Consider the following 11,850-nt stretch of genomic DNA (forward strand, 5'->3'; position numbering starts at 1 on the left):
CCCGCGTCGCGCAGCCGCTCGGCCTGGCCGTCGGAGAGCAGGCCCAGGCAGGCGCAGACCTCCACGTCGGTGTTCTGCTCCTTGATGGCCTCGATCGTGCGCGCCACCCGGTCGATGTCCCGGTCCGTCGGACCGCGCCCGCTGGCGACCAGGCAGACCCGCTTGGCGCCGCCCGCGACCCCCGCGGAGGCCGCCCTGGAGGCGTCCTCCGGCTTGAGCCAGGTGTACTTGAGGATCCCGGTGTCGGAACCGAGCCGCTGCGAGCAGTACGAGCAGTCCTCGGGGCAGAGACCGGACTTGAGGTTGACCAGGTAGTTGAGCTTGACCCGCCGCCCGAACCACTGGCGGCGCACCCTCCCGGCCGCGGCCACCACATCGAGCAGGTCGTCGTCGGAGGTCGCCAGTACGGCCAGCGCCTCTTCGCGGGTGGGCAGCTCGCGGCGCAGCCCCTTGGCCACCAACGTGTTCAACAGGTCCATGGCCCATGATCCTCGCGCACGCGGCCACCCTTGGCCAAGGTGGATATCTCACAACACCGGCCCGGCGACGTGGGTGGATCACGACATCCTGTCCAGGGGCCCGAAACGGCTAGTTTGGGGGGCCAGGCTGTCCGTGCCGCACCGGAGGGACCCGTGCACGGATTTATGTGAACCCCACAGATCGTCCTGCCAAGGACCCCTGACAGGAACCGGAACGGCCGATGCCCCACGACGCGGTTTTCCCCACCAGTCCGACCTTCGACTGGCTCGACGAGCAGCACCGGCTGCGCCGTGAGGCCGGGCTCGTCCGTACGCTGCGCCCGCGCCCCGAGCCCGTCGCCGGGGAGCCGGCCGCGCTCGATCTGGCGGGCAACGACTACCTGGGGCTCTCCCGCCACCCGGAGGTCACCGGCGCCGCGGCCGGGGCCGCGCACCGCTGGGGCGCCGGGTCCACCGGCTCGCGCCTGGTCTCCGGCAGCACCGCGCTGCACGCCCGACTGGAGGAGGCGCTGGCCGAGTTCTGCGGGTACGAGGCCGCCCTCGTCTTCTCCTCCGGCTACGCCGCCAACCTCGCCGCCGTCACGGCCCTCGCCCCGCCCCCGGACGCCACCGGCACCCCCGGCCTGCTCGTCTGCGACGAGGGCAACCACGCCTCGCTGATCGACGGCTGCCGCCTCGCGCGCGCCGGCCGGACCGTCGTCCCGCACGCCGACCCCGAGGCGGTCGGCAAGGCGCTGGCCGCCCACCCGGGACGGGCGCTCGTGGTGACCGACTCGGTCTTCTCCGTGGACGGCGACGCCGCCCCGCTCGCCGCCCTCGCCCGGCAGTGCGGCCGCCACGGCGCCGGGCTGCTGGTGGACGACGCGCACGGGCTCGGTGTGCTGGGCGACGGCGGGCGCGGCGCCCTGCACGCCGCCGGCCTCGCCGGCGCCCCCGACGTGGTGGCCACGGTCACCCTCTCGAAGTCCCTCGGCGCCCAGGGCGGTGTGGTGCTCGGCCCCGCCCGCGTCATCGCCCACCTCGTCAGCAGCGCCCGCACGTTCATCTTCGACACCGGCCTCGCCCCCGCCGCGGCGGCCGCCGCCCTCGCGGCCCTGGAGGTGCTGCGCCGTGAACCCGGGCGCGCGGCCCGGGTACGCGCCGTGGCCACCGGCCTGCACGACCGTCTGACCGGCGCGGGTCTCACGGCGGTGCGCCCCGACGCGGCCGTCGTCTCCGTGCGCGCCCCCTCGCCGCAGGCGGCGGTGCGCTGGCAGGCCGACTGCCGGGCGGCGGGGATCGAAGTGGGCTGTTTCCGGCCGCCGTCGGTGCCGGACGGTGTCTCGCGGCTGCGGCTGACCGCCCGCGCGGACCTCACGGACGAGCAGGTGGAGCGGGCCGCCGGCGCGGTGGTGGCAACGGCGGAGGCGGCCGGGATCCTCAACCCCCGCCGAAACTCCCGCTGACAGTTCCGCCGGAAGTTTCGCTGGAAGTCCCGCCGCAATTTCCGCGAAGGGTGGCGACGAACGGGCACCATGCCGTGGATGGCAGCAACAGGGCGGGCCCGCCTGCCCACTTGGAGTCGCGCACCGCCAGCAGTCCCGGGCTCAGAGCGGCCGCCTCGACGCAGTTGTTCATCCCCGTGCTGTGACTGCTGCGCCGCCACTGGGCCGCACGCGAAGCCGGACGAGACATGGTGCCTCCCTGCGCGTCACCTCGTACCGTTCCACCTCGTACCGTTCACTTCGTGCCGTGGTGGATCCCCGCGATGTAGTCCAAGGACTCTTCGTGCGGGAGGGCGTGCGCCCGGAGCATGGCGAACGCGGAGGCGTACGCCCGGAGGTCCTCTTTCCGCTCCAAGTAGAGGCTACTCGTCAAGTGGTCGAGCACCACCACGTCCAGATCGGCGATGCGCGGAAAGGAGAAGATGACGAAAGGCCCGGTGATGCCGATGTGGTTGCCCCGGGAAAAGGGGAGCACGTGCAGCCGCACGTTCGGCAGGGCGGCCCTTTCCAGCAGATGACCCAGCTGTTCCGCCATCACCCCGGGACCGCCCACTTCGTGGCGGAGCACCGCCTCGTCCAGGATCGCGCACAACTCCAGGGGTCTCTCGCGGTGGAGCACCGCCTGCCGGGCCATGCGCACCTGGACCAGTTCGTCGACCTGATGCCCGGGAGGGTCGCCGAGCGCGGCCCGGGTCACGGCGCGCGCGTACTCCGGGGTCTGCAACAGGCCCGGCACGACGGTGGTCTCCAGGGTGCGCGAGCGCGACGCCTCCGACTCCAGGCTGATGAAGTCCAGATAGGCGGAGGGCAGCAGATCGCGGTAGGCGTACCACCAGCCGCGCCGTGCGCCCGTCCGCCCGTCGCCCGGCCCCGCGGAGTCCGCTCCGCACAATGCCCCGAGCAGCGCCCGCAGTTCGGGATCCGAGACCCGGTAGGCGTCCAGCAGCCGGGCCACGTCGGCGGGCTTGGCGCCGCTGCTGCCCGTCTCGATGCGGCTCACCTTCGACTGGTGCCAGCCGACCACGTCGGCGGCCTGCCGGCTGGTCATTCCGGTCAGTTCGCGCTGGCGGCGCAGTTCGGCGCCGAGTTTGCGGCGGCGCACCGCGGGTCCGTACCGCATCGGCCGTCCCTCCCCTCGTCCGGGTCCACGAGAGTCAATAGACCATGGCACCGACCTCGTACGGTCTCCCGTCGCACAGTTCACCGCTTTGAGCGACAGATATATGCATATCCCGGTCGATGACTCCCATCCCGGTCGTTATCAGTGGCACCCTGTCGTGCAGAGCCGCCCGGGGTTCCTTTCCGTGAACGGCCCCGGCGGGAAAGGGACAGCGTCATGGCAGACCACCAGGAAGCATCCGTCACTCTGCCGAGCGCCCCGGCCTCGGTCGCCACGGCCCGCCGCCACGTCGCGTCCGTGCTCGCGGAATGGGGACTGCCGGACGGCACGGAGGAGGCCGAAGCGGTGCGGCTGATCGTCTCCGAACTCGCCACCAACGCCGTGCTGCACACCCGTGGCCAGTCGCCCGTCTTCACCGTGGACGTACGCCTGGAGCGGGACGAGGAACTGAGCATCGGAGTCACCGACAGCCACTTCCGTTACCCCCGGAGGCTTCCGGCGGCCGTCCAGCAGGACAACGGGCGGGGGTTGGTGATCGTCCGCTGGCTCGCCGCCGAGCGCGGCGGCCGGCTCTGGGTCACGCCGACCGCGGAGGGCGGCAAGACGGTGTGGATCCGCCTGCCGTGGACCGTGTCCGTGCGTTGACTGCGTTGCGAAGTCCCTGGGTTGGGACGGGATGTGCCGACGCCGGGTGGTGCGGGATCCCGTACCACCCGGCGGGCGCTCCCGGTCGGAGACGCCGTCAGTCGCCCACCCGGCCGTACCAGACGCTGTTCGTCCAGATCCGCTCGTAGCGGACGACGGAACCGGTCTTGGGAGCGTGCAGGATCTTGCCGTTCCCCGCGTATATCCCGACGTGGTAGACACCCCGCCCGGAGTGGAAGAACACCAGGTCGCCGCGCTCGCGCGCCGAACGGGGAATGTGATGGCTGCGGTTGTACTGGGCAGCGGCCGTGCGGGGCAGCTGCTTGCCGGCCCGCTTGAAGGAGTAGAGGGTCAGGCCCGAGCAGTCGAAGCTGTACGGGCCCGTGGCGCCCCATTGATAGGGCGAGCCCTGCTTGGATGCGGCGATCTGCAGGGCCCTGACCGAGACGGACGCCGCTTCCGCCTTGGAGGCACCGCCCGGCGTCAGCACCGTGACGCCGACGGCGGCGAGGGTCAGGGCCGATGCGGCCTTGGCTTTGGACAGCCTTGCGGGACGTTTGTGCGCGCCCATGTCGCATACCCTTCGTCAGCCGCCTGTGAAGGATTGCCTGTCGGGTTCGGGCAGGCGAAGAATGCCCGGCCGCCGTGGGCGGCTTCACCCCAAGGGCCGGCTCCGGGGAGCCGTCCCGTCGCGCTCGGGTCCTCCATCCCTGCCGATCACTCCCTGTGTCGACCCGTCGTCCGGGCGGCGGCAGGGTTCGGCGTCCGCCCGGACCGCCCCGCCGTGTGGCGGGGTCTTGTCGTCCCGAGGATCTTGGCGCAGCCGCGGCGCCCACGCCGAGCGGAACTCTCGTTATGTGAGCCTCGTCACCTGTGGGCAATTCGGGTGGACGCGCGGCGATTTGACCCTCATCGGGCGGCCGGGGTGAGTCCGCCACCTGCACCGGTTACCGATCACTCGCGCGCCGAGTGCGCGTCCCGCGCAGAGTGATCACTGCGCGGTGTCCACGATCGCGTCCGCCGTCTGACGGAATCCAGATGAAAAGCGTTTCCGTTGCTCAACTCGCGGACGGCGGCGGCAACATCAGCCGCGCGGCGCGCCGCTCCCCGTCCAGAACGCGCATCGCACGTGCCATTGTCCCCGCGTACACCTCCTGTTCACCTCGCTCGAACATGACGGTCAGGGCGTCCCGCAGACCGGCGGCCGCGACCACGAGAGCCTGCGCGGCTCGTAGCCCCCCGTACGTGTCGCGCCCGCGGGCCGGATTGATCCGTCCGAGGAGATCCAGTACTTCGAGGTACCGGTCCACCAGCTCGCCCTCGGCGCGGGTCAGCGCGGGCAGCGGCGGGAGTTCGGGCAGCATCGCAGGTCACCGCCAGTCCGGGACACGGTGGTCGACGATCCGGTCGGCCAGGCCGAAGGCGACCGCGGCGGCCGCGTCGAGGACGGTGTCCCGTTCGGTGTCCGCGAGCACCTGCTCGACGCCGCGTCCCGTGTACCGCGCCAGCAGCTCCGCCTGGAGGTCCCGCTGGCGCAGCAACTCCTCGGCGTGCAGGGCCAGATCGGACGGCTGTCCCTGCACGGGGTCGGCCAGTCCGGGCGGCCCGACGACCACCCGGGCGTGCGGCAGCACCGACCGCTTCCCCGGCGCCCCCGCCGCCAGCAGCAGCGCGGCCGCCGGCCCGGCCTGGCCCAGGCAGACCGTCTCGATGTCGCAGTCGATGTAGCGCATCGTGTCGTGCACGGCGCAGAGCGCGGCGAAGGAGCCGCCGGGGGAGTTGAGATAGAGCGAGATGTCCTGCCCGGGCGCCGAATGCTCCAACTGCATCAGCTGCGCGATCACGTCGGTGGCGGCGGTGTCGTCGACCGCCGTCCCCAGCATGACGATCCGCCCCTCCAGCAGCTTGGAGTAGGGGTCGAGGGTGCGGTGGCCGTAGCTGGTGCGCTCGGTGAACTCGGGGAGGACGTGGCGCGCGGTGTGGAGATTCAAGGGTGCTCCTCACATGGGTGCGGACCGTCTGCGGGCGGGCCGTCTGTAAAAAATGTACAGGATGTACATCCCGTTAGAATGGGAGCATGACCTACGAAATTCCTGTGACGCAGGCCCGGGCCGAGCTCGCGGACCTGATCAATCGCGTCGTCTACGGCGGCGAGCGCGTCGTCGTCACGCGGCACGGGAAGCCGCTGGTCGCCCTGGTGTCCGCCGATGACCTGCGGCGGCTGGAGGAGGGTGCGGCGGAGGAGCCGGCCGTGGCGGAGGAGCCGGTGATCAGTACGGTCTCCACGGCGCGACCGTTGTCCTCCGCCCACGGCGAACGTCAGCGCTTCGGCATCGCGGCGGAGCACCGGGAGCGCGGCTGACGGCATCCGGTTGAGGGTGCCGGGTTGAGAGCGGGACCTCCGGCCGGAGCGGGCGGAGGTCCTTTTTCATGCCCGCCCCGCCTTCTTCCTTGCCTGCCCCGTCCGCTTCCTTGCCCGCTCCGCCCGCGCACGGAGTGATCCGGAAATCGAGAGCGAGATCACTGCCGTAACTCTTGCGTTGACATGTGCACGTCTTCATTGTGTTGCCTGGTACTCACCCCCCGGACATCCGGTGCCCGCAACCTGATGCACCGTCAGTCACCGCACCCACCAGGAGCGTTACGCATGCGTGTCTACGCGCGTCGAATATCCATATCCGCCGGCCTCGCCGCTCTCGTCGGCACGATCGTCCTCACCGGACCCGCGGCACAGGCCGCCCCGCCGGCCCCGGTGGACGCGTCCACCGCCCGCGCCTACGTCACGTCGCTGACCGTCCAGCCCGAAGGCAGCCTCGACGGTTACAGCCGGGCCCAGTTCCCGCACTGGATCACTCAGCACGGACAGTGCAACACCCGCGAGGTCGTTCTCCAGCGCGACGGCAAGGACGTCGAGCAGGACGGCAAGTGCGCGGCCGTCTCCGGTACCTGGTACTCGCCCTACGACGGCGCGACCTGGGAGGACGCCGCCGACCTCGACATCGACCACGTCGTCCCCCTCGCGGAGGCGTGGCGCTCGGGCGCCAACAAGTGGACGAAGGCCGACCGTCAGAAGTTCGCCAACGACCTGACCCGCTCCCAGCTCATCGCCGTCACCGACCGGGTCAACCAGGCCAAGGGCGACAAGGACCCGGCGAAGTGGATGCCGCCGCTGAAGGGTTACGCCTGCACGTACGCGCGGATGTGGGTCACGGTCAAGCACGACTACAAGCTGAGCGTGGACACGGCGGAGAAGAACAAGCTCGCCGGCATCCTGGCGGGCTGTTAGCAGAAACGTTGCGGGAGGCGGCGGGCTCCGCCTCCCGCGGCGCGTACGGATCGGCAGGGCCGACGCGTACGGTCGGCAAGACCGTCCCGTCGGCCGGTGCCGCCGGATCCTCCTCGAACCCGGACCGGTGCCGGTTGAACGACCGATTCCCACCGTTCACCCATGCCGGTGCAAAGGGTCAGTTAACGCGTTGGAAAAGCTTGCGCCCTAATCTGCAATCACCGGTCCCCGGGGGGACTCCACCGGCTCGGCACCGTGCTGAACTGGGGTAATGTCCCGCTGCGTTCGGATGACAGTGAGGTGGGACGCGTGCAACTGACCCCGCACGAGCAGGAGCGACTGCTCATTCATGTGGCCGCCGACGTCGCCGGGAAGCGCCGGGCGCGCGGGCTGCTCCTCAATCATCCCGAGGCCGTCGCGCTGATCACCGCGCACATCCTCGAGGGCGCCCGGGACGGCCGCACCGTGGCCGAGTTGATGTCCTCGGGGCGCAAGGTCCTCACCCGCGACGAGGTCATGACCGGCATCCCCGAGATGATCCACGACGTCCAGGTCGAGGCCACCTTCCCGGACGGGACCAAGCTCGTCACCGTGCACGAGCCCATCGCGTAAGGGGGAGGGGACAGAAGTGATACCCGGAGAGGTTCTGTACGCGGAGGCTCCCGTCCGGCTCAACGAGGGACTGCACCGCACCCGGTTGACCGTCCTCAACACCGCCGACCGGCCCGTCCAGGTCGGCTCCCACTACCACTTCGCCGAATCCAACCCCGGCCTGGACTTCGACCGCGCGGCGGCCCACGGCAAGCGGCTGGACGTCGCGGCCGGCACCGCCGTCCGCTTCGAGCCCGGCATCCCGGTCGAGGTGGACCTCGTCCCGATCGCCGGCAAGCGGATCGTCGAGGGGCTGCGCGGCGAGTGCGGGGGACAGCTCGATGCGTGAGCTCGAACGGAGCGTCTACGCCGGGCTGTACGGACCCACCGTCGGCGACCGCGTCCGCCTCGCCGACACCGATCTGCTGATCGAGGTCGAGGAGGACCGTGCCGGCGGCCCCGGCCACGCGGGGGACGAGGCCGTCTTCGGCGGCGGCAAGGTCATCCGTGAGTCGATGGGGCAGTCCCGGGTGACGCGCGCCGAGGGTGCTCCCGACACCGTGATCACCGGCGCCCTGATCCTCGACCACTGGGGCGTCGTCAAGGCGGACGTCGGCATCCGCGACGGCCGGATCACCGGCATCGGGAAGGCCGGCAACCCCGACACGATGGACGGCGTCCATCCGGATCTGGTGATCGGGCCGGAAACCGAGATCATCGCGGGGAACGGGCGGATCCTCACCGCCGGGGCCATCGACGCCCACGTCCACTTCATCTGCCCGCAGGCCGTCGAGACCGCCCTCGCCTCCGGCGTCACCACCCTCGTCGGCGGCGGCACCGGGCCGGCGGAGGGCAGCAAGGCCACCACCATCACCCCCGGCTCCTGGCATCTTGCCCGGATGTTCGAGGCGTTGGAGGCGTACCCCGTCAACATCGGCCTGCTGGGGAAGGGCAACACCGTCTCGCACGACGCGATGCGTGCGCAACTGCGGGGCGGGGCCGTCGGGTTCAAGATCCATGAGGACTGGGGGGCGACGCCCGCCGTCATCGACGCCTGCCTGGGCGTCTGCGAGGAGAGCGGCGCCCAGCTCGCCATCCACACCGACACCCTCAACGAGGCGGGCTTCGTCGGCGACACCCTCGCCGCGATCGGCGGCCGCTCCATCCACGCATACCACACGGAGGGCGCCGGAGGCGGGCACGCGCCCGACATCATCACCGTCGTCTCCGAGGCCAACGTCCTTCCCAGCTCCACCAATCCGACGCGGCCGCACACCGTCAACACCGTCGAGGAGCACCTCGACATGCTGATGGTCTGTCACCACCTCAATCCCACGGTGCCGGAGGACCTCGCCTTCGCCGAGTCCCGCATCCGGCCCGGCACCATCGCCGCCGAGGACCACCTGCACGATCTCGGGGCCATTTCGATCGTCTCCTCCGACTCCCAGGCCATGGGCCGCATCGGCGAGACCGTGCTGCGCACCTGGCAGACCGCGCACGCCATGAAGCGGCTGCGCGGAGCACTGCCCGGCGACGGGCCGGCCGACAACGCGCGGGCCCGCCGCTACGTCGCCAAGTACACGATCAACCCGGCCGTCGCCCAGGGGCTCGACCGGGAGATCGGCTCCGTGGAGGAGGGCAAGCTCGCGGATCTGGTGCTGTGGGATCCCGCCTTCTTCGGCGTCAAGCCGCTGCTGGTCCTCAAGGGCGGGCAGATCGCATGGGCGCAGATGGGCGACGCGAACGCGTCCATTCCGACGCCGCAACCGGTGCTGCCGCGGCCGATGTTCGGCGCGACCGGCCGGGCCCCGGCCGCCAACTCCCTCAACTTCGTGACCCGATGGGCGCTGGACGACGGGCTCCCCGAACGGCTCGGGCTCGGCAAGCGCTTCGTCCCGATCCGTGACACCCGGGGGGTGACCAAGGCGGACATGCGCAACAACGACGCCCGGCCGCGGGTCGAAGTCGATCCCGACACGTTCACCGTGCTGATCGACGGCGCCGCCGTCGAGCCGCGGCCCGCGGAGGAACTGCCCATGGCCCAGCGGTACTTCCTCTTCTGATGGCGACCTCCCTGGCCCCTCTGCTCGTCCTCGCCGACGGACGCTTCCCCGCCGGCGGGCACGCCCACTCCGGCGGCGCGGAGGCCGCGGTCGACGCGGGACGGATCCGGGACGCGGCCTCGCTGGAGGCGTTCTGCCGGGGCCGGCTGCACACGACCGGACTGACCGCCGCCGCGCTCGCGGCCGCGGCGGCGGCCGGGTACGACCCGTTGCTGCTGGACGAGGCGGCGGACGCGCGCACACCCTCGGCGGTGCTGCGCGCCTCCGCCCGCCGGCTCGGCCGGCAGATGATGCGCGCGGCACGGGCGGCGTGGCCGTGCGCCGCGCTGGACACCCTCGCGGCGGCCCGGCCGCGCGGGGCCCACCAGCCGATCGTCCTCGGCGTGGCCGCGCGCGCGGCCGGCCTGGGGCCGTCGGACGCGGCGTACGCGGTGGCGTACGAGGCGGTGAGCGGGCCGGTGACGGCAGTGGTGCGGCTGGTGGGGCTCGATCCGTTCGAGGCGACGGGGGTGTTGGCGCGGTTGGGGTCGGACGTGGACGGGGTGGCGGCGGGGGCGGCGGAGGCGGCGGCGCGGGCTCTTGTCGAGGGGGTCGGAGTGCTGCCGGCGGCGTCGGGGCCGTTGTTGGATGTGATGGCGGAGGGGCATGCGGCGTGGCCTGTGCGGTTGTTCGCTTCGTGAGGGGTTTGCTCCCTGCCCCGCCCTTTCCCCGTTTCCGCGGGGGCTGCGCCCCTGCGCCACCCCGCGGCGCGCGGCGCGCGCCGGGACCCGCACTCCGCGCGGTGGGGCGGGGCTCCGCCCCTGCACCCCGGCGGGGGCTGCGCCCCCTGCACCCCTGTTTCCGGGGCTCCGCCCCGGGCCCCGCAATGCGGCTGCGCCGCATTGTCCTCAAACGCCGGACGGGCTGTTTTCGGGGCTCCGCCCCGGACCCCGCATCGCGGCTCCGCCGCTCGTCCTCAAGCGCCGGACAGGCTGATAGTGCGCGCCCGGGCGCGAATCCAGCCCGTCCGGCGTTTGAGGACTGGGGGTACCTCTCCGGGGGAGCCCGCAGGGCGCTTCGGGGGCAGGAAGCGGCAGCCCTGGTCGGGGTCCAGGGGGCGGAGCCCCCGGTGGGGTGCAGGGGCGAAGCCCCGCCCCACCGCGCGGCGCGCGGGTCCCGAGGCGCAGAGGGCGCGGCCCCGTCCCACCGCGGCTGTGCCGCGATGTCGGGCCCGGGGCGGAGCCCCGGAGGAAACGGTGAAAGGGCGGGACCGGGGCACAACCCCTCCCCGCTACCCCCACCCGCCGCAGCTGGCCGGCCAGCGAACCACCCACCCACTCCCCAGGAGAACCCCATGCACCTCGACCACTCCTCCAACACATTCCCCCACCGCCACACCTACAGCGCGGCACCCTCCTCCCCCCTCCGCCCCGACGGCACCCGCCGCGCCCTCCGTATCGGGCTCGGTGGCCCCGTCGGATCCGGCAAGACGGCGACCGTCGCCGCCCTCTGCCGTGCCCTGCGCGACGAGCTGTCGATCGCGGTCGTGACGAACGACATCTACACCCGCGAGGACGCCGAGTTCCTGCTGCGGAACGCCGTTCTCCCGCCGGAGCGGATCACCGCGGTGGAGACCGGCGCCTGCCCGCACACCGCGATCAGGGACGACATCTCGGCGAACCTGGAGGCCATAGAGGACCTGGAGGACGCCGTCGGCCCGCTCGACCTCGTCCTCGTCGAGTCCGGCGGCGACAACCTCACCGCCACCTTCTCCAAGGGCCTCGTCGACGCCCAGATCTTCGTCATCGACGTGGCGGGCGGCGACGACATCCCGCGCAAGGGCGGCCCCGGCATCACCACCGCCGACCTGCTGGTGGTCAACAAGACCGACCTCGCCCCGTACGTCGGCGTGGACCTGGAGGGCATGGCCCGCGACGCCAAGGCGCAGCGCGGCGAGCTGCCGGTGGCCTTCACGTCGCTGACCGCCGAGGACGGCGTGGCTCCGGTACGCGCGTGGGTGCGCGAGCGTCTCGCGCAGTGGACCGCGTGAGCGTCCGCGCCGCGGCCCACGTCGTCGCCGCCCCGGACGGCCGCGGCGGCACGGCGCTGCCGGTCCTGGCGGGGGAGGGCCCGTTCGCCCTCCGCAGGACCGGCCCCCCGGGGCGGCCCGGAGGCGAGCGTGGCGCTCGTCGGCGCGATGAGC

General features: G+C 72.2%; 15 protein-coding genes. 9 read left to right on the forward strand and 6 right to left on the reverse strand.

Going from position 1 to position 11,850, the window contains the following annotated elements; all coding sequences use genetic code 11:
- On the reverse strand, positions 1–479 hold a 479-nt coding region (locus ABD794_RS00900), incomplete at its 3' end, for a biotin synthase BioB (RefSeq protein WP_344960370.1).
- Between the two features lie 221 nt (positions 480–700).
- On the opposite strand from ABD794_RS00900, the gene ABD794_RS00905 reads away from it, so the two are divergent.
- Complete coding sequence (locus tag ABD794_RS00905) at positions 701–1,924, forward strand: 8-amino-7-oxononanoate synthase (protein ID WP_344960371.1); 1,224 nt, start codon at positions 701–703, stop codon at positions 1,922–1,924.
- Here the strand turns inward: ABD794_RS00905 and ABD794_RS00910 are convergent.
- A complete protein-coding gene (locus ABD794_RS00910; RefSeq protein ID WP_344960372.1) occupies positions 1,899–2,153 on the reverse strand; it encodes a DUF397 domain-containing protein in 255 nt (84 codons plus the stop codon). The genes ABD794_RS00905 and ABD794_RS00910 overlap by 26 nt on opposite strands.
- 45 nt (positions 2,154–2,198) lie before the next feature.
- The gene (locus ABD794_RS00915) at positions 2,199–3,083 is read right to left on the reverse strand and encodes a helix-turn-helix domain-containing protein (protein ID WP_344960373.1); all 885 of its coding nucleotides are present in this window, start codon (positions 3,081–3,083) and stop codon (positions 2,199–2,201) included.
- Between the two features lie 216 nt (positions 3,084–3,299).
- On the opposite strand from ABD794_RS00915, the gene ABD794_RS00920 reads away from it, so the two are divergent.
- Entirely contained in the window at positions 3,300–3,728 is a 429-nt protein-coding gene (locus ABD794_RS00920) for an ATP-binding protein (RefSeq protein WP_344960374.1), read from the forward strand.
- A gap of 97 nt (positions 3,729–3,825) precedes the next feature.
- Here ABD794_RS00920 and ABD794_RS00925 read toward each other — a convergent pair whose 3' ends face one another.
- The 3 genes from ABD794_RS00925 to ABD794_RS00935 all read right to left on the reverse strand — a co-directional run bounded on the left by ABD794_RS00925 (position 3,826) and on the right by ABD794_RS00935 (position 5,719).
- The gene (locus ABD794_RS00925) at positions 3,826–4,299 is read right to left on the reverse strand and encodes a C40 family peptidase (protein ID WP_344960375.1); all 474 of its coding nucleotides are present in this window, start codon (positions 4,297–4,299) and stop codon (positions 3,826–3,828) included.
- 487 nt (positions 4,300–4,786) lie between these two features.
- Positions 4,787–5,092, reverse strand: a complete 306-nt coding sequence (locus ABD794_RS00930) for a hypothetical protein (RefSeq protein WP_344960377.1) — start codon at positions 5,090–5,092, stop codon at positions 4,787–4,789.
- Between the two features lie 6 nt (positions 5,093–5,098).
- Positions 5,099–5,719 (reverse strand): ATP-dependent Clp protease proteolytic subunit, encoded by a 621-nt coding sequence (locus tag ABD794_RS00935; RefSeq protein WP_344960379.1) that lies wholly within the window; start codon positions 5,717–5,719, stop codon positions 5,099–5,101.
- A gap of 86 nt (positions 5,720–5,805) precedes the next feature.
- On the opposite strand from ABD794_RS00935, the gene ABD794_RS00940 reads away from it, so the two are divergent.
- The 7 genes from ABD794_RS00940 to ureG all read left to right on the forward strand — a co-directional run bounded on the left by ABD794_RS00940 (position 5,806) and on the right by ureG (position 11,697).
- Complete coding sequence (locus ABD794_RS00940) at positions 5,806–6,090, forward strand: type II toxin-antitoxin system Phd/YefM family antitoxin (RefSeq protein ID WP_344960380.1); 285 nt, start codon at positions 5,806–5,808, stop codon at positions 6,088–6,090.
- A 285-nt stretch (positions 6,091–6,375) separates the two neighbouring features.
- On the forward strand, positions 6,376–7,014 hold the full coding sequence (locus ABD794_RS00945) for an HNH endonuclease family protein (protein WP_344960381.1): 639 nt from the start codon (positions 6,376–6,378) through the stop codon (positions 7,012–7,014).
- Between the two features lie 309 nt (positions 7,015–7,323).
- A complete protein-coding gene (locus ABD794_RS00950; RefSeq protein ID WP_344960382.1) occupies positions 7,324–7,626 on the forward strand; it encodes an urease subunit gamma in 303 nt (100 codons plus the stop codon).
- 16 nt (positions 7,627–7,642) lie between these two features.
- Entirely contained in the window at positions 7,643–7,954 is a 312-nt protein-coding gene (locus ABD794_RS00955; RefSeq protein ID WP_344960383.1) for an urease subunit beta, read from the forward strand.
- Positions 7,947–9,668, forward strand: a complete 1,722-nt coding sequence (locus tag ABD794_RS00960) for an urease subunit alpha (RefSeq protein WP_344960384.1) — start codon at positions 7,947–7,949, stop codon at positions 9,666–9,668. The genes ABD794_RS00955 and ABD794_RS00960 overlap by 8 nt, the downstream gene beginning before the upstream one ends.
- On the forward strand, positions 9,668–10,348 hold the full coding sequence (locus ABD794_RS00965) for an urease accessory protein UreF (protein WP_344960385.1): 681 nt from the start codon (positions 9,668–9,670) through the stop codon (positions 10,346–10,348). The genes ABD794_RS00960 and ABD794_RS00965 overlap by 1 nt, the downstream gene beginning before the upstream one ends.
- A 653-nt stretch (positions 10,349–11,001) precedes the next feature.
- Positions 11,002–11,697, forward strand: coding sequence for an urease accessory protein UreG (gene ureG / locus ABD794_RS00970; protein ID WP_344960386.1), 696 nt, complete (start codon positions 11,002–11,004; stop codon positions 11,695–11,697).
- Positions 11,698–11,850 lie beyond the last annotated feature (153 nt).

Source organism: Streptomyces thioluteus (assembly GCF_039535865.1).

Bases quoted from the DNA above. Each gene is read 5' to 3' on its own strand.
- ABD794_RS00930 (WP_344960377.1), bottom strand. From the start codon at position 5,092: ATGCTGCCCGAACTCCCGCCGCTGCCCGCGCTGACCCGCGCCGAGGGC.
- ureG (WP_344960386.1), top strand. From the start codon at position 11,002: ATGCACCTCGACCACTCCTCCAACACATTCCCCCACCGCCACACCTAC.
- ABD794_RS00965 (WP_344960385.1), top strand. From the start codon at position 9,668: ATGGCGACCTCCCTGGCCCCTCTGCTCGTCCTCGCCGACGGACGCTTC.
- ABD794_RS00925 (WP_344960375.1), bottom strand. From the start codon at position 4,299: ATGGGCGCGCACAAACGTCCCGCAAGGCTGTCCAAAGCCAAGGCCGCA.
- ABD794_RS00910 (WP_344960372.1), bottom strand. From the start codon at position 2,153: ATGTCTCGTCCGGCTTCGCGTGCGGCCCAGTGGCGGCGCAGCAGTCAC.
- ABD794_RS00945 (WP_344960381.1), top strand. From the start codon at position 6,376: ATGCGTGTCTACGCGCGTCGAATATCCATATCCGCCGGCCTCGCCGCT.
- ABD794_RS00960 (WP_344960384.1), top strand. From the start codon at position 7,947: ATGCGTGAGCTCGAACGGAGCGTCTACGCCGGGCTGTACGGACCCACC.
- ABD794_RS00915 (WP_344960373.1), bottom strand. From the start codon at position 3,083: ATGCGGTACGGACCCGCGGTGCGCCGCCGCAAACTCGGCGCCGAACTG.
- ABD794_RS00920 (WP_344960374.1), top strand. From the start codon at position 3,300: ATGGCAGACCACCAGGAAGCATCCGTCACTCTGCCGAGCGCCCCGGCC.
- ABD794_RS00905 (WP_344960371.1), top strand. From the start codon at position 701: ATGCCCCACGACGCGGTTTTCCCCACCAGTCCGACCTTCGACTGGCTC.
- ABD794_RS00940 (WP_344960380.1), top strand. From the start codon at position 5,806: ATGACCTACGAAATTCCTGTGACGCAGGCCCGGGCCGAGCTCGCGGAC.